20 protein-coding genes are annotated in these 20,039 nt (G+C 73.9%); 14 read left to right on the top strand and 6 right to left on the bottom strand.

Annotated features, from left to right (window positions below):
- The first annotated feature begins 35 nt into the window (after positions 1 to 35).
- From GCU56_RS10245 to GCU56_RS10205, 9 genes are all read left to right on the top strand, one after another.
- A complete protein-coding gene (locus GCU56_RS10245) occupies positions 36 to 1,319 on the top strand; it encodes an LVIVD repeat-containing protein (protein ID WP_163481608.1) in 1,284 nt (427 codons plus the stop codon).
- 49 nt (positions 1,320 to 1,368) lie between these two features.
- Positions 1,369 to 2,172: an IclR family transcriptional regulator gene (locus GCU56_RS10240; RefSeq protein WP_163481607.1), complete on the top strand. Its 804-nt coding sequence runs from the start codon at positions 1,369 to 1,371 to the stop codon at positions 2,170 to 2,172.
- 16 nt (positions 2,173 to 2,188) lie between these two features.
- Positions 2,189 to 3,061 carry an ABC transporter substrate-binding protein gene (locus GCU56_RS10235; RefSeq protein WP_163481606.1) on the top strand — a complete coding sequence of 291 codons (873 nt, stop codon included), beginning with the start codon at positions 2,189 to 2,191 and terminating at the stop codon, positions 3,059 to 3,061.
- Positions 3,062 to 3,211: 150 nt separating this feature from the next.
- Positions 3,212 to 3,877 (top strand): cyclase family protein, encoded by a 666-nt coding sequence (locus GCU56_RS10230; RefSeq protein WP_163481605.1) that lies wholly within the window; start codon positions 3,212 to 3,214, stop codon positions 3,875 to 3,877.
- A gap of 96 nt (positions 3,878 to 3,973) precedes the next feature.
- On the top strand, positions 3,974 to 5,713 hold the full coding sequence (locus GCU56_RS10225) for a CocE/NonD family hydrolase (RefSeq protein WP_163481604.1): 1,740 nt from the start codon (positions 3,974 to 3,976) through the stop codon (positions 5,711 to 5,713).
- A 34-nt stretch (positions 5,714 to 5,747) separates the two neighbouring features.
- Complete coding sequence (locus tag GCU56_RS10220; protein ID WP_163481603.1) at positions 5,748 to 6,215, top strand: 2Fe-2S iron-sulfur cluster-binding protein; 468 nt, start codon at positions 5,748 to 5,750, stop codon at positions 6,213 to 6,215.
- Complete coding sequence (locus GCU56_RS10215) at positions 6,212 to 8,356, top strand: molybdopterin cofactor-binding domain-containing protein (RefSeq protein WP_204331768.1); 2,145 nt, start codon at positions 6,212 to 6,214, stop codon at positions 8,354 to 8,356. The genes GCU56_RS10220 and GCU56_RS10215 overlap by 4 nt, the downstream gene beginning before the upstream one ends.
- A gap of 98 nt (positions 8,357 to 8,454) precedes the next feature.
- Positions 8,455 to 8,754, top strand: a complete 300-nt coding sequence (locus tag GCU56_RS10210; RefSeq protein ID WP_163481601.1) for a hypothetical protein — start codon at positions 8,455 to 8,457, stop codon at positions 8,752 to 8,754.
- A gap of 34 nt (positions 8,755 to 8,788) precedes the next feature.
- Entirely contained in the window at positions 8,789 to 9,550 is a 762-nt protein-coding gene (locus GCU56_RS10205) for a phosphoglyceromutase (protein ID WP_440588740.1), read from the top strand.
- A 70-nt stretch (positions 9,551 to 9,620) separates the two neighbouring features.
- Here GCU56_RS10205 and phoU read toward each other — a convergent pair whose 3' ends face one another.
- Positions 9,621 to 10,280 carry a phosphate signaling complex protein PhoU gene (gene phoU, locus GCU56_RS10200; RefSeq protein ID WP_163481599.1) on the bottom strand — a complete coding sequence of 220 codons (660 nt, stop codon included), beginning with the start codon at positions 10,278 to 10,280 and terminating at the stop codon, positions 9,621 to 9,623.
- A 227-nt stretch (positions 10,281 to 10,507) separates the two neighbouring features.
- Here phoU and GCU56_RS10195 point away from each other — a divergent pair, with 227 nt between their 5' ends.
- A complete protein-coding gene (locus tag GCU56_RS10195) occupies positions 10,508 to 11,779 on the top strand; it encodes an ATP-binding protein (protein WP_163481598.1) in 1,272 nt (423 codons plus the stop codon).
- A complete protein-coding gene (locus tag GCU56_RS10190) occupies positions 11,776 to 12,459 on the top strand; it encodes a response regulator transcription factor (protein ID WP_163481597.1) in 684 nt (227 codons plus the stop codon). Before GCU56_RS10195 ends, GCU56_RS10190 begins: the two co-directional genes overlap by 4 nt.
- Positions 12,460 to 12,531: 72 nt before the next feature.
- Here GCU56_RS10190 and GCU56_RS10185 read toward each other — a convergent pair whose 3' ends face one another.
- A complete protein-coding gene (locus GCU56_RS10185) occupies positions 12,532 to 12,738 on the bottom strand; it encodes a DUF3072 domain-containing protein (protein ID WP_163481596.1) in 207 nt (68 codons plus the stop codon).
- Positions 12,739 to 12,748: 10 nt separating this feature from the next.
- Positions 12,749 to 12,973: a hypothetical protein gene (locus GCU56_RS10180; protein ID WP_163481595.1), complete on the bottom strand. Its 225-nt coding sequence runs from the start codon at positions 12,971 to 12,973 to the stop codon at positions 12,749 to 12,751.
- Between the two features lie 81 nt (positions 12,974 to 13,054).
- Here GCU56_RS10180 and GCU56_RS10175 point away from each other — a divergent pair, with 81 nt between their 5' ends.
- The gene (locus GCU56_RS10175) at positions 13,055 to 14,053 is read left to right on the top strand and encodes a helix-turn-helix domain-containing protein (RefSeq protein ID WP_163481594.1); all 999 of its coding nucleotides are present in this window, start codon (positions 13,055 to 13,057) and stop codon (positions 14,051 to 14,053) included.
- 64 nt (positions 14,054 to 14,117) lie between these two features.
- Here the strand turns inward: GCU56_RS10175 and GCU56_RS10170 are convergent, their stop codons facing one another.
- From GCU56_RS10170 to GCU56_RS10160, 3 genes are read right to left on the bottom strand one after another with little or no spacing between them, the layout of a single operon-like run.
- On the bottom strand, positions 14,118 to 14,978 hold the full coding sequence (locus tag GCU56_RS10170; protein ID WP_163481593.1) for a methyltransferase domain-containing protein: 861 nt from the start codon (positions 14,976 to 14,978) through the stop codon (positions 14,118 to 14,120).
- 4 nt (positions 14,979 to 14,982) lie between these two features.
- A complete protein-coding gene (locus tag GCU56_RS25160; RefSeq protein WP_163481592.1) occupies positions 14,983 to 17,184 on the bottom strand; it encodes an MFS transporter in 2,202 nt (733 codons plus the stop codon).
- A gap of 60 nt (positions 17,185 to 17,244) precedes the next feature.
- Positions 17,245 to 18,099 (bottom strand): hypothetical protein, encoded by an 855-nt coding sequence (locus tag GCU56_RS10160; RefSeq protein ID WP_163481591.1) that lies wholly within the window; start codon positions 18,097 to 18,099, stop codon positions 17,245 to 17,247.
- Positions 18,100 to 18,224: 125 nt separating this feature from the next.
- Between GCU56_RS10160 and GCU56_RS10155 the strand changes: the two genes are divergently transcribed.
- Both GCU56_RS10155 and GCU56_RS10150 read left to right on the top strand, forming a co-directional pair.
- The gene (locus GCU56_RS10155) at positions 18,225 to 19,172 is read left to right on the top strand and encodes a Ppx/GppA phosphatase family protein (RefSeq protein WP_163481590.1); all 948 of its coding nucleotides are present in this window, start codon (positions 18,225 to 18,227) and stop codon (positions 19,170 to 19,172) included.
- Positions 19,169 to 20,002: a hypothetical protein gene (locus tag GCU56_RS10150; RefSeq protein WP_163481589.1), complete on the top strand. Its 834-nt coding sequence runs from the start codon at positions 19,169 to 19,171 to the stop codon at positions 20,000 to 20,002. The genes GCU56_RS10155 and GCU56_RS10150 overlap by 4 nt, the downstream gene beginning before the upstream one ends.
- The last annotated feature ends 37 nt before the right edge of the window (positions 20,003 to 20,039 follow it).

Below are 20,039 nucleotides of genomic sequence, written 5' to 3'. Positions count from 1 at the left end.
CCGCTCCTCGCACGGACGGACCAGAGGAGTCGACGATGACCTCGACGGCGGCGAGCGTCCCGGCCTACACCAACAGCCCGGGCCTGGAGTTCGTCTCGTACCACGACCTCGAGGAGCGGCCGGCGTTCAAGCTGGCCCTCCATCCGGTCGACGGCCGCTGGCTGCTGTACACCGGCCACATCTGGCACAACGGCTGGAGCGTGCTGGACGTGACCGACCCCGCGGCACCGGAGTTCCGCGCCTTCGTCGAGGGACCCCCCAACACGTGGACCCTCCAGGTCCAGGTCGCCGACGGCCTGCTGGTGACCGCCCTGGAGGAGATCGGGGGTCCGGACGAGGAGCGGGCCGTCGCCCTCTGGGGCCGGCAGCGGGGCGTGCCGCACGACGAGGGGGTGCTGTTCTGGGACCTCGCGCAGCCGGAGGCGCCTCGCCGGCTCGGGCAGTTCCGGACCGGTGGCGCGGGCACCCACCGCAACTACTACGTCGGCGGTGACCGGGCCTACCTCGCGGCGAACATGGCGGGGTACCGGGGCAACATCTTCGTCTCGCTCGACGTCAGTGACCCGGCCGATCCCCGGGAGGTGGGGCGGTGGCACTTCCCGGGCCAGTGGATCGCCGGCGGTGAGACCCCGGACGACGAGCACTACCTGCACGGCCCGCCGTACGTGCTGGGGGACCGTGCCTACGTGCCCTACGGGCGGGCGGGCTTCGTCATCCTGGACCTCTCCGTCGAGTCCGAACCCCGCCTGGTGGGCAGGCTGGACATCGGTGACTTCGGCAGCATCATCGGCGTCCACTCGGTCCTGCCCATCCCGGAGCGCGGTCTGGCCGTCGTCAGCACGGAGGTCATCATGGAGGGCGGCCAGGACCCGATGAACCTGGTCGTGACGGTGGACCTGTCGGACGAGACACGACCCCGGCCCCTGGGGCACTTCCCGGTCCCCGTCCCACCCGCGGAACTCCGGATCGCGGACTTCGACGAGCTCGGTGGCCGGTTCGGACCGCACAACATCCACCTGCCGCACGGGCTGCCGTGGCTGGCCGCGGTCGAGGACCACGTCCACGTCACCTACGAGAACGCCGGACTGTGGACGTTCGACATCTCCAATCCCCGGTTGCCGCGCGTCCGGGACCACTTCATCCCGGCGGCACCCACGGTCCGGCGCGGGCTGCTCCCGCGACAGCTGGCCACGCAGACCGAGGACGTGCTGGTCGACGCCCGCGGTTACGTCTACATCAGCGACAAGAACCACGGGTTGTTCATCCTCAAGGACCACCACGTGGCCGAACGCACGTCCCAGCCACTGTGGCGTGCGTAACATGCCGCCGGTGCCCTGGAGGACGACTCCGGGCCAGGACCCCGGGAGCATGATGGCGACAGCGTCCTCGAGCACGATCGCGAAGGCGTTCCGCATCCTCCAGCTGTTCAGGGAACACACCGTCCTCACCGCCTCGCTGTGCGAGTCCAGCCTCGGGATCCCGCGCGCCACCGCACACCGGCTCCTGCTCAGCCTGCGCGATGCCGGGGCGCTGGAGCAGGTCCCGAACGGGCACTACACGCTCAGCGTCTCCCTGTTCGAGCTGGGCGTCCTCGCTCCCGAGCGACGCAGGCTGGGGGACCGCTGCGGGAGCGAGGTCGAGGCCCTCGCCGACCGCACCGGTTACCGCGCCCACCTCGCCGTCCTCCGGGACCACCAGGTGCTCTACCTCGAGGCCGCGCACGGCGCCCACGCCCAGGCCCAGGGCATCCGGACCCGCGTGGGACACCGCGGGCCCCTGCACGCCACCGCCATCGGCCTGGTCTTCCTGGCCTACGGGGCCGACACGCTCCTCGCCGAGGTGCTGGCCGAGGGCCTGCAGACCTACACCGAGCGCACGCTCACCACGGAGGCCCGCCTCCGCGCCGAGCTCGACGTCGTCCGCCGCGAGGCGGCCGCCTTCCTGGTCGGTCAGTACGTGCCGGGCGTCACGGCGCTGGCCGTGCCCCTGCAGGACCCGGACGGTGACGTGCACGCGGCCATCTCGATCGTCGGCGACAGCCGGTCGATGCACCGCGACCGGGCTCGCATCACCGAGGCGGCCCGGCAGACGGCCGCCCGCATCGAGTCCGGCATGGTCGCGACCTTCCGGCGCCGGTCGACCGAGCGCAACGCGCTCGTCGTCTCGCTCTGAGGGGCGGTAGCCGACCGTGCACCTCCGGACGAGCGTGTTCGCCCTGCAGACGCCGTTGGTGGCCGCCGCGGCCGAGGGGTTCTTCGCGGACGAGGGACTGGAGGTGTCCTTCGAGAGCACCACGAGCTCCCGGGCGCAGATGCAGCAGCTGACCAGCGGGGACGTCGACGTGGCCCAGACCGCTGCGGACAACGTCATCGGCCTCGCTGCTGCGGGGCGGGGAGGAGCTCGGATCGTCCACGTGGCCGACCTGGGGATCGACCAGATGGTCGTCGCCCGGGCGGGACTGGGGTCGTGGGCCGACGTCCGCGGGGGTCGCGTGGCCGTGGACGCCGCCGACTCCGGCTACGCCTACGTCCTCTACAGCCTGCTCGAGGACCAGGGGATCTCCCGTGCCGAGTACCAGCTGCTGCCCGTCGGGGGACCCGCCCCACGGTTCCAGCAGCTGTGCAGCGGAACCGCCGACGTGGGACTGCTCAACCCACACCTGGCCTCTCGCGCGCTGGCGGAGGGCCTGTCGGTCATCGCCCGGGCGGCCGACTCGTTCCCGGGCTACCCCAACCTGGTCGTGGCGACGTCCGCGGCGGCCGCGGTGGACCGTCGCGCCGAGCTGGCCGCCTACTGCCGGGCGGTCGACCGCGCGGTCGCCTGGGCGCACGACCCGGCGCACGCGGACCGGGCCACCGAGCTGCTCATGGAGGCACGGGCCTGCGGCGCGGAGGAGGCACGGGCGCTCTACGAGTCGGAACGCTCCCTGCGCTCGACGCCGCGCCCCTCCGCCGAGGACGTCCGCACCGGCCTGGAGCTCGTCGCGGAGCTCCGGGAGCGGATGGGTGGGGGGCGTGTCCCGCTCTCCGGGTACTTCGCGCCCGTGGTCGGCGCCGCCTGACGGACCCCCCGCCGCTGACCGGCCGTCTCCGGTTGCTCGGTGCAACAGCGTCCCGGGAAGTGAGACGCGCGGATGTCCTCCGGCCGGGCGGCGCGCGAGTCTCCGTCCGAGGGGGCCGCGAACGGGCCCCGCTGGGTCGGAGGTGCTGGCTTGGACGGCAAGTTGATCGATCTCTCGCACGCGATCAGCGCGGGCATGACGCGGTATCCGCTGCAGCCCGACGTGGAGATCGAGGTCCTCGGGTCCAGGCTGCGCGCCCACGTGCTGCACGTCGGTTCGCACGTCGGGACCCACATCGACGCCCCGGTCCACGCGATCGACGGCGGCCGGCGCATGGCCGACCTGCCCCTCGAGCGCTTCTGGGGCACCGCCGTCGTCTCCTCGGTGTCGCGCGGACCGGGGGAGGTCATCACGCTGCAGGACGTGCTCGACGGGGGGCCCGCCGCGGAACCGGGCGAGGCACTGCTGCTGCACACCGGGTGGGACGAGCACTTCGCCGACGCGGAGGCGTACGAGGACCACCCGTGGTTGCACCAGGACGTCGCCGACTGGGCGGTCGAGCGTCGTCTGACGATGGTCGGCGTCGACATGTTCAGCCCCGACCAGCCCATCGACCGGCGCGAGGACAACGCGAACTTCCAGTACCCCGTCCACCGCACGCTGCTGGGCAACGACGTGCTGATCACCGAGAACCTCACCAACCTCGGCGAGGTGGGCGGTCAGCGCGGCCGCTTCTACGCCTTCCCGGTGCTGACCGCCTTCCCCGGCGGGGACGCGGGGCACACGCGCTTCGTCTGGCAGCCCCTCGACAGCTGACCGCCGGCCCGCGGCCGCCGGGCAGCTGCTGCTGCGGCGCGGGGCCCGACGCCGCTGATCGCCGTACGACCACCGAGCACATCCGGGAGTGCCCCCATGTTCAGCACCAGATGGCAGACCTCGCCCCGCCAGCACGACGTGACCTACGAGCGGATCCAGATCGCCATGCCGGACGGCGTGCGGCTCGCCGCGCAGGTCTGGCGGCCGTCCGCGCCGGGTGCCTTCCCGGCCGTCCTGGGGTACCACCCCTACGCCTCGGCCGCCCAGACCGCCCCCATCACCCCGTCGGCCATCTCGGCGGTGGGTCACTTCGGTCCGGGACAGGAGAGCGGCAACGGCTGGATCGAGGCCGGCGACCCGAACTTCTACGCCCGCCGGGGGTACGCCTACGTCCTCGTCAACATCCGGGGGACCGGCGAGTCCGAGGGCGTCTACCAGTACCTCTCCGAGCAGGAGGCCAGGGACGGTCACGACGTCATCGAGTGGATCGCCGAGCAGGACTGGTGCGACGGCGGGGTGGGGATGTTCGGCGTCTCCTACTTCGCGCGGATCCAGTACTTCGTCGCCGCCACCCAGCCGCCGCACCTGAAGTGCCTGTTCGCCCCGTGGGCCAGTTCCGACCAGTACCGCGACGTCTTCTACCAGGGGGGCATCTTCAGCAAGGACTGGCCGCTGTACTGGGGCCGGTCCTCGCTGCGGAACACCCGGTACGAGAGCGAGGTGGTCAGCGGCCTGTCGGAGGAGGAGCTCGAGGAGCGGCTGGACCGGCTGCGGGCCGATCCCGACATCGCCCAGGACCCCGAGCTCGCGGCGGTGCTGGCCGACCCGCACCGACCCACGCACCGGTTCGTCCTCGACGTCATGCTCAACGACCGGGACACCGACTTCTGGCGGCGGCGCTCGTTCGACTACGAGAAGATCCAGGTCCCGGTGTACCTGGGCGCCGACTGGGCGAACTACGGCCTGCACCTGCCGGGGACCTTCCGGACCTGGGCGGCGCTGTCCCACGTGCCGCGGCGGATGATCGTCGGGCCCACGCCGTACCTCGACCGACCGCTGTCCCAGCTGCAGTACGAGTCGCTGCGCTGGTACGACACCTGGCTCAAGGGCATGGACGTCGGGCTCGACGAGGAGCCGCCGGTCAACGTCTTCGTGATGGGCACGGGCCGGTGGAAGCAGTCGACCGAATGGCCGCTGCCCGAGACCAGGTGGACGTCGTTCTACCTGCACGAGAAGGGCCGGCTCTGGGAGCGCGAGCACTTCCCCAACGAGGGGTCTTCGTCCTACAGCGACTCGCCGTGGGGACGGGAGTTCCTCGAGTTCTCGACGTCCCCGCTCGTCGAGGAGACCGAGGTCATCGGCCCGATGGTGCTCCGGCTGCACGCGTCCACCACCGACGAGGAGGTGTTCTGGTTCGTCAGCGTCCGTGAGGTCGACCCCGACGGGGAGGAGCGGGTCCTGACCCGCGGCTGGCTGCGCGGGACCCACCGCGCCGTCGACCCGTCGGCGGGGACACCATGGCTGCCCCACCACCCGCACACCGAGCGGCTGCCCATCACCCCCGGGGCGGTGGAGCGCTACGACATCCCGATCGTGCCGACGGCCAATCTCTTCCGCCCGGGCTCGCGGCTGAAGATCAAGATCGCCGGGGCGGACGACGCGAGCGCCAACTCGCTGGAGGCCATCGCGGCCGGCCACATCCGGCGCCGCCTGCCGTCGCGGGTGACGGTGTTCCACAACGAGGAGCACCCCTCGGAACTGCTCGTCCCGGTGACGTCCGGGAACCTCCTCGGGACCTACATCTCCGGAGGCGGTCCCTACACCGGTTACCGCTGACCGTGGTGCAGAGCGGGCGAGGCGAGAGGTGCCGGTGACCGAGCGGGTCAGGCTCACGGTGAACGGTGGGGTCGTCGAGGTGACCGCGGACCCGGCCACCCCGCTGCTGTCGGTCCTGCGCAACCAGCTCGGCCTGATGGGCAGTCGGTTCGGGTGCGGGATGGGCCTGTGCGGTGCCTGCTTCGTGCAGTTGGACGGCGCAGTCGTGCCGTCCTGCGACACCCCTCTCCGGGCCGCGCAGGGTCGCACGGTGCGCACCGTGGAGGGCCTGTCCGCGGACGGTGCGCTGCACCGCGTGCAGCAGGCCATCCTGGACGGCCAGGCGGCGCAGTGCGGCTTCTGCATCTCCGGGATCGTCGTCCGCGCCGCGGCCCTCCTGGACGAGCAGCCGTCTCCGGACGCCGCCACCGTGGCCGCGGCGCTCGACCGCAACCTGTGCCGATGCGGGGCGCAGCGCCGGATCGTCGCGGCCGTCGTGGCGGCCGCACGCCGCGAACCGTGAGCGTCCACGGCGGTCCGGTGGTCGCCGGTGCCGCACTCCCGCGGGACGTCGTCGTGAACCCCTCGCTCGCGACGTGGGTGGGGGTGGGCGACGACGGGGCGATCGAGATCCGCGTGGGCAAGGTGGAGCTGGGCCAGGGCATCGTGACGGCGCTCGCCCAGGTGGCGGCCGAGGAGCTCGACGTCCCGGTGTCGCAGCTGCGCATGCTGCCGGCGAACACCGGCACCGGGCCGGACGAGGGACTGACGGCCGGCAGCACGTCCGTGGCCGATGCTGGCTCGGCGCTCCGGGTCGTGTGTGCGAACGTCCGGGCGCTGTTCGTCGCAGCCGCAGCCCGTCGCTGGCTCGTCCTCCCGGAGGAGGTGACGGTCGTCGACGGCCACCTCTGCACCGTTGCCGGCGACCGGTGCACCACCTTCGGGGCTCTGGCCGCCGCCGTCGACCTGCGGACCCCGGCCCGAGCCGACGTGACGCCCAAGGACCCGCGCACCTACCGGCTGGTGGGCAGCAGTGCCGCCCGCCTGGATCTGCCGGACAAGGTCAGCGGAGCCGCTCGCTACATCGCCGACCTGCGTCTCCCGGGACAGTTGTTCGGCCGGGTCGTCCGCCCGCCGTCCCCGGGGGCCCGGCTGATCACGGTGGACGCCGAGGTCGTCGGCAGCGTCGCCGTCGACGTGGTCCGGGACGGCTCGTTCCTCGGCGTCGTCGGTGCCGACGAGGCCGTCGTCGTGTCGGCCGCGGAGCGGCTCCGGCGCGCTGCCACCTGGGCCGAGCACGACCGGCTGCCGGACGAGGACGACCTCGCGACCTTCCTGACCGGGGGACCGCACGAGGCGATCCCCGTGGTCGCGGACGAGGGACCCCGGATGCCGGCCGTCCGCACGCTCCGGGCGCGCTACACCCGCCCCTTCCTGGCGCACGCCTCCATCGCACCGAGCTGCGGGGTAGCGCGGTGGGAGCCCGACGGCTCGGTGTCGATCTGGAGCCACACCCAGGGGGTCCACCGCTTGCGCGACGCGGTGGCCCGGGCGCTGGACCTGCCGTCGACCACGGTGACCGTGCAGCACGTCGAGAACGCCGGGTGCTACGGGCACAACGCGGCGGACGACGCTGCCTTCGACGCGGTCCTGCTGGCCAGGGGCACGCCGGGCCGGCCGGTGCAGGTGCAGTGGAGCCGACGCGACGAGCTCGCTTGGGCGCCGTTCGGTCCGGCGATGGTGGTCGACGTCGAGGCGGGCCTGGGTGCGTCGGGTTCCGTCGTCTCCTGGTCCTTCGACGTCTGGAGTCAGGGCCACAACTCCCGGCCCGGCTACGCGGGCGTGCCGGGGTTGCTCGCGGGAGCCCACCTCGCCGGCGCGCCGCCCCTGCCCGCGGCGGCGGACCCCCCGACCCGCACGGGCGGGGGGACGGTGCGCAACGCCGTCCCGGTCTACGACCTCCCCGGACGCCGGATCACCGGTCACCGGCTGCTGGACTCGCCCATCCGGTCATCGGCACTGAGGGCACTGGGCGCCCATCACAACGTCTTCGCCATCGAGTCGTTCATGGACGAGCTCGCGGCGGCCGTCGGCGCGGATCCGCTGGAGCACCGCCTCCGGCACCTCCCCGACGAGCGTGCCCGGGCGGTGCTCACCACCGCGGCGGAGGCCGCCGACTGGGGGGATCCCAGCCCTGACGGGGTGGCCCGCGGAATCGGCCTGGCCCGGTACAAGGACCGCGGGGCGTACTGCGCGGTGGTCGCCGAGGTCGAGGCCCGCACCGACATCCGGGTGCGACGCCTCACGCTCGCCGTCGACGTCGGTCGGGTGGTCAACCCCGACGGCGTGCGCATGCAGATCGAGGGCGGCGCGGTCCAGGCCACCAGCTGGACGCTCAAGGAACGGGTGCGGTTCGACCGCAGCAGGGTGACCAGCGACGACTGGGAGAGCTACCCGATCCTGCGGTTCAGCGAGGTCCCGCCGGTCTCGGTGCACGTCATCGACCGTCCCGATCGACCGTCCGTCGGGGCCGGCGAGGCCGCCCAGGGACCCACTGCCGCCGCCCTCGCTAATGCGGTGGCCGCCGCGGTGGGTGTCCGGGTCCGTGATCTGCCGCTCACCCCGGAGGCCGTCGTCGCGGCCATCGAGGCGGCTGCACCGTGAGCCGCGGGTGTCGGCCCACCACACCACCGGTGTGCTGGCGGCCGCGTTGAGGCGGCGGGCCCGGCGATCGGCTGCCCACGACGATTAGCGTGACGCCGATGCAGGACGGTCCCGCGCAGCAGCGCTTCGTCCGGGTGCTCGTCGGCGTGGTGGTGGCCTCGGCGCTGGTGTACCCGCTGCTGCTGTGCGCCGTCCAGCTGTTGTTCGCCCAGCTCGTCGTCGTCGACGTGGCCGCGGTCGTGGTCTGGCTGCTCGTCGCCGTCACGTGCAGCGTCGCCCTCGTCGCCGCCCTGCGGTGGGGCGTGGCCCGGCCGGTGCGCAGCCCGTGGCTGTTCGCCGGCCTGGCGCCACCGGCGGCCTTCGAGCTGTGGCTGTTCTGGCCGGTGCTCACCGGATGAGCCCGGCGCCGGCCCGTCGGGCAGGATGAGCCGGGTGACGAGGACCCCCACCGGAACGCTGGTGCTGCTCCGCCACGGCGAGAGCGAGTGGAACAAGGCCAACCTGTTCACCGGATGGGTGGACGTGCCGCTGTCCGAGAAGGGCCGCGCCGAGGCCGCCCGCGGCGGGCAGCTGCTGGCCGAGCAGGAACTGCTGCCCGACGTCCTGCACACCTCGCTGCTCAAGCGGGCGATCGGCACGGCCGAGTTGGCCCTGGCCGAGGCCGACCGGCAGTGGATCCCGGTGCGGCGCTCCTGGCGGCTCAACGAGCGGCACTACGGCGCGCTCCAGGGCAAGGACAAGGCCGCCACCCTCGCCGAGTACGGCGAGGAGCAGTTCATGACCTGGCGCCGGTCCTACGACACCCCGCCGCCGCCGATGGAGCCCGGCAGCGAGTACTCCCAGGACGGCGACGCGCGCTACTCGTTCCTGCCGCCCGAGGCGCGCCCGGCGACCGAGTGCCTCGCGGACGTCGTCGTCCGGATGCTGCCCTACTGGTACGACGCGATCGTGCCGGACCTCCGCAGCGGGCAGACGGTCCTGGTCGCGGCGCACGGCAACAGCCTGCGCGCGCTGGTGAAGCACCTCGACGGCATGGGGGACGAGGAGGTCGTCGGCCTGAACATCCCGACCGGCGTGCCCCTGCGCTACGACCTCGACGACGACCTGCGGCCGCTCAAGGCGGGCGGTGAGTACCTCGACCCCGAGGCCGCCGCCGCGGCGATCGAGGCGGTCAGGAACCAGGGCAAGAACTGAAGGACCCCTCTGCAGGGTCCCACCCCTCGCCAGCTCGGGGCGGGACCCTGCAGAGGGGCCGTCCGCCGGGTCAGCCGACGCTGGCGTGCATCTCCCGCTCGCCGGTGACGAGGAAGACCACCCGCCGCGCGACGCTGACCGCGTGGTCGGCGAAGCGCTCGTAGTACCGCCCGAGCAGGGTGATGTCGATCGCCGCCTCCATGCCGTGCGGCCACTCCTTGGACAGCAGCTCGCTGAACAGCTGGCGGTGCAGCTGGTCCATGAGGTCGTCGTCGGCCTCCAGGGCGACGGCCGCGTCCACGTCGAGCTTCGCGATCACCGTCGCGGTCTGGCTGACCAGGCTCTCCGCCACGTGCCCGGCCTCGAGGAAGATCGGCCGGAGCTCCTGCGGGACGGCGTGCTCCGGGAACCGCATCCGCGCCAGCTTGGCCACGTGCACGGCGAGGTCGCCCATGCGCTCGAGGTCGCTGATGATGCGCATGGCCGCGGTGATGGTGCGCAGGTCGGTGGCCACCGGTGCCTGGCGGGCCAGCAGGGTGAAGCAGCGCTGCTCGATGCTCTCCCGCGTGGCGTCGATGCGCTCGTCACCCGCGATGACCAGGTCGGCGAGGGAGATGTCGGCGTCGAGCAGCGCGGTCGTCGCCTTGCTCATCGCGGAGCCCACCGAGTTGGCCATCTCGACCAGGCAGTTGTTGATGTCGTCGAGTTCCTCGTGGTAGTGCTGACGCACCGTCGTCCTCCTCGTCACCGGCCGGTCCGACCGTGGCAGCCGCGACCGGGACGCCTGTCTCCTCGGCCCCCGGTGCTGTCCTGTCCTCAGGGTAGGTCCGCCGTGCGGCGGCCTCCTGCGTGATGGGTGAACGACGGGGCACGGGAACGTGAACAGTCCTGGTACGAGCCGCGCCCGCCACCCGAAGGGGGGATGACCGCCGCCGGGCCCGGCCTAGCATCGGCAGTGTGAGCCCCACGGTCGCCCTCGTGGTGGGCCTGGTCGTCGGTGGCGTCCTGGTCGCCACCGTCCTGCTGCGCTACCACCGCGCGCACCCGGACGGCGCGCCCCCGCCGCCGGGACCGGTCCAGCCCGAGGCGCACCTCGCGCGGCGCCTGCTCGACCTCATGGACCCGGCCGTGGTGCTGCTCGACAGCGACGACGTCGTCCTGATCGCCAACCCGCCCGCGCGGGCCCTCGGCATCGTCCGCGACACCCGGCTGCTGGTCCCCGAGCTGCTCGACGTCGCCCGGGCGGTCCGCGGCGGCGGACGGCGGCGCGCGGACGTCGCCCTGCCCGGCTCTCTCGTCGGCGCCGGACCGCGGCAGGTCGGCGTGCACGGGATCGCGCTGCAGAGCGGCCCGACGTCGGGTCCCGGACCGGTGGCGCTGGTGCTGCAGGACGTCACCGAGGCCCGCCGCGTCGAGGCGGTCCGTCGCGACTTCGTGGCCAACGTCGGACACGAGCTCAAGACCCCCGTCGGGGCCCTGGCCCTGCTCGCCGAGGCCGTCGAGGACGCCGCGGACGACCCCGAGACCGTCCGGCGCTTCGCGAACCGGATGTCGCACGAGGCCGACCGCCTGGCCCGGCTGGTCCGCGAGCTCATCGACCTGTCCCGCCTGCAGGGTGGCGAGCCACTGCCCGACCTGGTGCCCCTCGGGGTGGACCGGGTCATCGCCGAGGCGGTCGACCGCACCGGGCTGGCGGCGCACGCCAAGGGCATCTCGATCGCCTCCGGCGGGCAGCACGGCCTGGTGGTCCGGGGCGTGGAGTCGCAGCTGGCGACCGCGGTGACCAACCTGCTCGCCAACGCCGTCGCGTACAGCCCGGAGGGCACCCGGATCGCCGTCGGCGCGCGGGCCCGGTCCGGCTTCGCCGAGATCGCCGTCACCGACAGCGGGATCGGCATCCCCCGACAGGACCGCGGACGGGTCTTCGAACGCTTCTACCGGGTGGACCAGTCACGGGCCAGCAGCACCGGCGGCACCGGCCTGGGGCTGGCGATCGTCAAGCACGTGGCCAGCAACCACGGCGGATCGGTCACCGTGTGGAGCGAGGAGGGCCTCGGCTCCACGTTCACCCTGCGGATCCCGCTGGCCGCCCGTGCCGCGGCGGACCCCACACCCGACGACGCCGGTGACGGCGTCTCCGCCGCGCCGACCGGTGACGCCGTCGCCGGCGACGCCACCCGGAGCGGTGACGCCGTCACCACCCCCGACGCCCCGAAGGGACGGTCATGACCCGAGTGCTGGTGGTGGAGGACGAGGAGTCCTTCTCCGACGCGCTGTCGTACATGCTGCGCAGGGAGGGCTACGACGCCGTCGTCGCGGCCTCGGGCCCGGACGCGCTGGCCGAGTTCGACCGGGGCGGTGCCGACATCGTGCTGCTCGACCTGATGCTGCCGGGACTGCCCGGGACCGAGGTCTGCCGCTCGCTCCGGGCCCGCAGCAGCGTGCCGATCATCATGCTGACCGCCAAGGACGCCGAGGTCGACAAGGTGGTCGGGCTGGAGCTCGGTGCCGACGACTACGTCACCAAGCCCTACTCCGCCCGCGAGCTGGTCGCCCGGATCCGGGCCGTGCTGCGCCGCCGCGGGGACGCGGGGGAGCCGGCCGCCGAGGCGACCCTGGAGGCGGGGCCGGTCCGGATGGACGTCGAGCGGCACGTCGTCGCGGTCGACGGGGAGCCGGTGGCGCTGCCGCTCAAGGAGTTCGACCTGCTCGAGCTGCTGCTGCGCAACGCCGGGCGCGTGCTCACCCGGGTGCAGCTCATCGACCGGGTGTGGGGCTCGGACTACGTCGGCGACACCAAGACCCTCGACGTCCACGTGAAGCGGCTCCGGGCCAAGCTCGAGCCCGACCCGGCCAACCCGAAGTACCTGGTGACGGTGCGCGGGCTCGGCTACAAGTTCGAGGTGTAGCCGCCGCCGGGGCGGCCCCCGTCCAGGGGCTCGCCGCCAGCACGCGAGTGGTGAGGAGGACGGGTCCCTTCGTCAGGCGCCCCGGCCGGTCTCTTCCTGGAGCTCGTCGATCTTGATCGAGGCATCGGCCTTGCTGATGTCCTCGGGGACCTCTTCGCCGGCCTCGCGGGCGAGGGTGCTCAGGTAGCTCTTCTGGGCCCCGGTGGCGGGCTCGTCGCCGGTGACCCAGTCCGACGGGTCCTTCTCGGCGCTGCGGTCGGTGCTGTTCGATTCGCTCATGTGTTCGATGCTAGGCGGGTGCGAGCTCCCGCGCAGCGCGAGCCGGCGCGGCCGCGCTCGCGGCCCGCTGCCCGCGGACGGCGTCCCACCGGCGACCGGTGCGGTAGACGTGCACGGCGCCGCACGGGCACTCCACGTGCAGGGCGATGTGCGTCGGGTGGTTCACCACGGAGCGGATGCGCCGGTCGGCGACCAGCTCGTCGGACCGGGTGACGGGGCAGGTGATGAGCAGCATGGGAGGAGCGTGCTCGCGGCCCGGCCGCCGGACGAGTGGCAGATGTGACCCAGATCGCCGATTTCCTGCCATGATGGTGGCATGACCGCGATCGGGCGTCCTCTCGTCGTCAGCACCGTGGTGGCCGACGGGCTGGTGGGCAGTTTCGGGCTGGGGGTGGCGGCCGAGGTCTTCGGCTACGACCGCCGTGACATGGGCCTGCCGGCGTTCGACTTCGGGCTGGTCACCGAGCAGCCGGGCGTCGTCCGCACCGACACCGGGATCTCGATCACCGTCGAGCACGGCCTCGAGCGGCTGGCCACCTCCGACATCGTCGCGATCACCGCGTGGGAGCTGTTCAGCCGCGTGCCCACGCCGCAGCTGCTCGACGCCTTCCGCGCCGCGCACGCGAACGGTGCGCTGATCGTCAGCCAGTGCACCGGTGCCTTCGTGCTGGCCGCCGCCGGGCTGCTCGACGGCCAGCGCGCCACCACGCACTGGAAGTACGCCGGTGAGCTGGCCGCGCGCTACCCCGCGGTGCACGTCGACCCGATGGTGCTCTACGTCGACAACGGCCAGATCATCACCGGGGCCGGCACCGCCGCGGGCGTGGACACGCTGCTGCACGTGGTGCGCCGCGAGTGGGGCGCCGCGGCGGCGAACGCGCTGGCCCGGGAGATGGTCGTCCCGCCGCACCGGGACGGCGGCCAGGCCCAGTTCATCGACGCGCCGGTGCCCGCGTGCGAGGACGACCTGCTCGGCGCCGTGCTGGAGTGGGCCTCGGCGCACCTGGCCGAGGACATCAGCGTCGACGCGCTCGCGCGGCGGGCGCTGATGAGCCCGCGCAGCTTCGCCCGCCGGTTCAAGGCGACCACCGGGACGACGCCGCACGCCTGGCTGCTCGGCCAGCGGTTGTCGGCCGCTGAGGCGCTGCTGGAGAACAGCGATGCGCCGGTCGAGGAGATCGCCCGGCTGGTCGGCTTCGGCACCGCCGCGGGCTTGCGGGAGCAGTTCGCCCGCCGGCGCGGTGTCTCCCCCCGCGCCTACCGGCAGACGTTCCGGGCCGCCGCGAGCGAGGGGGACGACGACCAGGCCGCGTAGCGCCTGCGCGACTCCCGCGGCGTCCGGCCTCGAGCCGCGGGTGGTGGGGGCAGCCGGTCCGCTGTCAGGAGGACTGGGGGATGGGCCGGGCGATGCCGACCAGGGAGTCCAGCCGGCCGGCGTTGGCCGGTGCCAGGGGGCTGCGGATGACCCGGGTCAGCGCCAGACCGGCGCGGGCCGCCACCAGCGCGTGGGTGCGCGGGGTGAAGTGCCAGATGTGCTCGGTCGGCTTGAGCGTCCACCAGCGGGTGCCCAGCAGTCGAGCCGGCAGCGACGAGACGTAGGGCGTCGAGAACAGCACGACGCCGTCGTCGGCCACCAGCGACCGCACCGTCCGCCAGAACGCCAGGGGGTCGGGCACGTGCTCGACGGTGTCCCAGGCCACCACCACGTCGAAGCCCGGGCGCAGAGGGGCGTCCTCTAGCTGGCCGCAGAAGACGTCGAGCCCGAGCGTTCCCTGGGCGTGCCCCGCGCCGGTGCGGGAGAGCTCCACGCCCGACGTCGTCCAGCCCGCGTCCCGGGCCGCGGCGAGGAAGAGGCCGTATCCGGAGCCGACCTCCAGCAGCCGCCCGCCCGTGGGCGCGCCGCCCAGGGTCTGCTCGATCAGCCGCAACCGGCCGGCGGTCCAGGTCTTCTGCAGCACCATCGCCGGGGAGAACCGCCCACCGGCGGCCGACGCCGTGCCGCCCTCGTCGGCGGAGGACACCGCGCTGCCGTAGACCCCGCCCTCGAAGTAGCCGGCGTCGTCGTAGAGCCGCTGAAGGGCCTCGGGCCGCAGCCGGGGACTGATGAAGACGAGGTCGCACCGCGGACAGCGCACCACGCCGAACGGGGAGACGTCGTGCACGAGCGTGCCGGGGATGCCGCACAGGCAGCAGCGCACGTCCTCGGTGTCCTCGGCGGTCCACACCGCGGGAGCGCTCACCCGGTCAGCCTACGGAGCGGTCGCCCCGACCCGTCGGACCGGCCGAGGTGGCGGCCACCGGCGGGTCGGCCGGCGGGCTCGACGGGTGCACCGCGCCCTCGGCGGCGGCCGGGTAGCGGAGGGCGAGCAGGGTGGTCACCCGCCGGCGGACGGCGGGGGAGACCAGCCCGGTGCCACCCTCGACCGCGCCCGCCTCCAACAGCTCTCCCGGGACGACGACGTAGCGGTCGGGCGCGGCCTCGGCCTGGGCCAGGAACGCGCGGCGCACCGCCGAGCCGTCCGCGCCGGCGGGTGCGGCGGTGACCGGCGAGTCCACGACGACGGTGAGGTCGGGGAGCAGCCCGCGGGTCGCCCACAGCGACGTCCGGAAGATGCGGTCGGCGTCGAGCCCCTGGCCGGCGCCGTGGAAGGCGATCGACGTGTCCACGTAGTGGGTGTTGAGGACCACCTGGTTGCGCTCCAGCGCCGGGCGGATCACCGTCGCCACGTGCTGGGCGCGGTCGGCCGCGGCCAGCAGCGCGGCGGTGTACGCGCCCACCGGACGCCCGTCGTCGTCGAGCGCGAGCTCCTCCGGGGCGGGGTAGCCGGTGCCCGTGCCGGGCGACGGCGGGAACAGCACGCTGCGGACCTGCCGGCCCAGGTGGGTGTCGCTCGGCTCGGAGGTCACCTCCACCGGGCAGCCGCACTCGCGCAGCACCTGGGCGAGGTCGGCGGTGTACCGGCGGGTGAGGTCGCGGTCGGCACCCTCCACGACGATGAACAGCCCCACGCCGCTGGCCGACGCCGACAGGATGTCCGAGCTGCCCCACAGCAGTCGCAGCATGTCCCGGAACCGGGTCCGGGACCGGCCGGGAGCGACCTGGCGGGTGGCGTAGGCGCTCACCACCAGCGCGAGCAGCCCACCGATCAGCAGGGTCAGCCCCGGCCCCGTGAGGGTCAGCACCAGGTTGCCCAGGCGGAGGTCGTGGGTGCCCAGCAGGCCGGCCAGGCCCGGACCGACCGCCACGGCGAGCAGCAGCACGATGCGCACCGAGGAGATGACGAACGCGAACACCCGGCCACGCAGCCGGTCCTCGACCTCGAAGCCGATCAGCGTGTAGCCGATGATCCAGCTGACCCCGGCGAACAGGCCGACGAGGAAGGCGGCGCCGGTGGCCAGCACGAAGTCCCGCAGCACCGACATGGCCAGCAGCGCCAGTCCGGCCAGTCCGATCGCGTGCGAGAAGACGCTGCGCCGGGGCACCGTGGGGAGGATGCGGGGCCCGACCAGCATGCCGATCGCCAGGCCGGTGAACACGACGCCGAAGACCACGCCGTAGCCGGCGGTGCCCGCCTGCAGGGTGGCGACGTAGAGCTGGGCGACGCCGATGGTGAGGCCCCCGGCACCGAAGGCACCGATGACGCCGACGTAGAGCGCCCGCATCAGCGGCTGTCCCCGCAGGAACGCCACGCCCTCGACGACGAGGGAGAAGACGTTGCGCTGGGCGCCGTCCCGGTCGGCCGGTGTGCCGGGGATGAGGGAGCGGGACAGCAGCACGGTGGCCGAGCTGACCAGGAAGGTGCAGGCGTTGAACACCAGCGCGACGACGATCGCCGCCTGCGCCTCGCTGCCCTCGGAGCCGGGGAACACCCGGCTCACCGTCGACAGCAGCGCGAACAGCAGGGCGGCGATCGGGACCGCGCCGTAGACCGAGAACAGGGACACCTGGTTGGCCACTGCCAGCCGCTCGCGGGGCACGATCGCCACCCACATCGCCTGCTTGGCCGGGTTGGTGAACAGCCCGACCGCCTCGACGAGGAACTGGGCGACGTAGAGCCAGGTCAGCTCGTAGCTGACCGCGATCGACAGGTACAGGGAGAAGGCCAGCAGCTCGCCGATGATCACGGTGGTGCGCCGGTCCAGCCGGTCGGCGAGCGCCCCGGCCAGCGGGCCCAGCACCAGGTCGGGCAGCAGCCGGGTGAGGATGACCCCGGAGATCGCCGCTCCCTGGACCGCGAGCGACTCGTCGCGGGTCAGCTGCTGGGCCATCGCGGTGGTGGCCAGCAGGCCGAGCCAGTCACCGAGGCTCGAGACGGTGATCGCTGCCCACAGCCGGCGGAAGACGGGGATGCGCACGAGGGCGAGGAAGGCGTTGTCGGGACGCGCGTCAGCGCCCGACCGCTCCCCGGTCCGGGGTGGGCCCGCCGCCGCGTGGTCCTCGGTCACAGTCCTCGCCGTCCGCTCGTCCGCCCCGTCCTGGGAAGGGTAGTGGCGGGCGGCCCCGGGTCAGTGCGACTGCACCCCTGTCGGGGGAGTCGGCCCGGGCCGTCGGCGGTGCAGGACGAGGGGCTGCGGGGCCGGGCTCGCGGGGTGCGGGGCGACCAGGCCGAGGTCCAGCCGGGCCTCGGTCAGGCGACGCAGTTCGGTGTACGCCGGGACGCCGAGGAGGGCCGTCAGCTCCGCGGCGTAGGTCGAGACCAGCGGCTCGACGGCCACGTGTGCCGCGGGGGAGCCGGTGCACCACCAGTGCAGGTCGGCACCGCCGGGGCCCCAGGCGCGCCGGTCGAACTCGCCGATCGTGGAGACCAGCACCGTGCTGCCGTCGGGTCGCTCGACGCGCTCCTGCTCACGGCGCACCGGCAGCTGCCAGCACACGTCGGGCTTGGTGAGCAGCGGGTGCAGCTGCTCGCGCACGGCCATGCGGTGCAGCGCGCAGCCGGCGCCGCCGGGGAACCCGGGCCGGTTGAGGAACACGCATGCGCCGTCGACCAGCCGCGTGCGCAGCGAGCGCACCGGGTCCGCGCCGTCGGAGGATCCCTCCTCGTCCGCCAGGTCCTCCTCGGTCCAGCTCCGCCGGCCGACCGCGGCCAGCTGCCAGTCCTCGTCGTCCAGGTCGGCCACCGCCGCGGTGACCCGCGCCAGGTCGTCGGCGTCGGTGAAGAAGGCGCCGTGGCTGCAGCAGCCGTCGTCGGGTCGACCCTCGACCACCCCGGCGCAGCCCCGCCCGAACACGCAGGTCCAGGCCGACGCCAGCCAGGTCAGGTCGGCGCGGACCACGTGCGCCGGATCAGCGGGGTCGGGGAACTCCACCCACTCGCGGGCGAAGTCCGGCTGCACCTCGGGAGGTGGGGCGTCGGGCACCGGCCGAGCGTAGGTGGCCGCCCGGCGCGGGCCCCGGGGCCCGGTGGCCGCCACCGCGACCGTCTCGCCGGGCTCGGCCACCGGCCGGATCAGCCCGCCCCGAGCCGGACCGGCAGACTGGACCCATGCGGCTCGGGGTTCTGGACGTCGGATCGAACACCGTGCACCTCCTCGTGGTCGACGCCCACACCGGTGCGCACCCCACCCCGATGCACGACGACCGCTCGGTGCTGCGCCTGGCCGAGCACGTCGGGGCGGACAACGTGCTGTCCAAGGAGGGCGAGAAGGCGCTGGTCAAGGCCGTCCGCAAGGCGTGCGAGCAGGCCGAGCGGCAGAAGTGCGACGAGGTGTTGGCGCTGGTCACCTCGGCCATCCGCGACGCGGACAACGGCCTCGACGTGCTGGCACGGGTCGCCGAGCAGACCGGCGTCGAGCTCCAGGTGACCACCGGCGAGGACGAGGCCCGGCTGACCTTCCTGGCCGTCCGCCGGTGGTACGGCTGGAGCGCCGGGCGGCTGCTGGTCCTCGACATCGGCGGCGGCTCGCTGGAACTGGCCAGCGGGTACGACGAGGACCCCGACGTCGCGCTGTCGCTGCCGCTGGGGGCCGGGCGGATGACCCGCCGCTTCCTGCCGGAGGCGCACTCGGGCGGTCGGCCGGACCTCGCCGCCCTCCACGAACTCGACGCGTACGCCACGGACCTGCTGCGGCCGGCGGCGAAGAAGCTGCTCGCCGACGGTCCGCCGGACCTCGTCGCAGCCACGAGCAAGACCTTCCGCACCCTGGCCCGGCTGACCGGTGCCGCCCCGTACTCCGCCGGGCTGCAGGTGCCGCGGCACCTCACCCTCGACGGCCTCGGCCAGCTGATCGGGTTCGTGTCACGCATCGAGTCCTCGGCGCTGGCCGAGCTGCGCGGCGTGTCGCCCGACCGCGCCCACCAGGTGCCCGCCGGTGCCGTCGTGGCGCAGGCCGCGATGCGGGCCCTCGACGTACCGTCCGTCCGGATCTGCCCGTGGGCACTGAGGGAGGGCGTCATCCTGCGCCGACTGGACTGGCTGGGAGGACAGGGATGACCAGCTCCGCGAGGGACCGCGACAGCGTCCGGCGGGACCCGGACACCGGGGGCCGTCCGCTGGCCGACATCCTGCGCGAGGCCGGGGTCGAGTCGCCGGCGCGCGGGCGCCGCCGCCGCCCGGGCGAGACGGGTGACGCCCCCATCCGCCAGCGGGGTGACGTCGGGGAGACCGGCGACACCGGCATCCGGCGTCGCGGCGCGGACGGCGGGCGGATGTCCGACACCGGCCGGGCCGGGCTCCCCTCGGGCCGGCGGGCGGCCGACCGGACCGGGGACCTCGCCCCTCCCGCGCCGTCCCCCGACCGTCGGCGCGGCCGGCCCGAGCCCTCGACCGCGGCCATCCCGGGGCTGCGGCCCTCCCGGAAGCCCGGCGTCCCGGGCGCGACGTCGACCACGGGCGTGCTCGCCGGTGCCGCCGACACCGGCGCCGTCCGGGCCGGCACCGGCCGCGCGAGGACGTCGGACGCGGGCCCCTCGACCGGCCCGATCCCGGTCGTCCGGGCCGACGCCGACACACCCCTCCTCGAGGACGAGGCGCTCGGCGCCCAGGAGGGGGCGCTCGCCTGGCTCCGCTTCGCCGGCGAACTCGTCGTCGCCCTGGCCGCGGGCGTCGGCATCTACTTCCTGTTCACCGTGCTCTGGGAGCTGCTGCCCTACCTCGCCGTCCTGCTGGCCCCCGTGGCGGTCGCCGCGCTGGTGGCCGGGGTCGGGGCCTGGCGGCAGCGGCAGGACAAGGAGCACATCGGCGCCCGGCTGACCGCCGTCCTCGTCTTCGCCGGCACGCTGCTCACCATCGCCCCGGCCGCGGGCCTGCTCGCCGGCGGCTGAGAGAGGACACGGCCCCCCGCAGAGGGGCCGTGTCCCG

It is taken from the genome of Geodermatophilus sabuli (genome assembly GCF_010686765.1).
Classification (GTDB): Bacteria; Actinomycetota; Actinomycetes; order Mycobacteriales; family Geodermatophilaceae; genus Geodermatophilus; species Geodermatophilus sabuli_A.
Note: the sequence above shows the minus strand (reverse complement) of the source record. Positions and strands in the feature narration are given on the sequence as shown.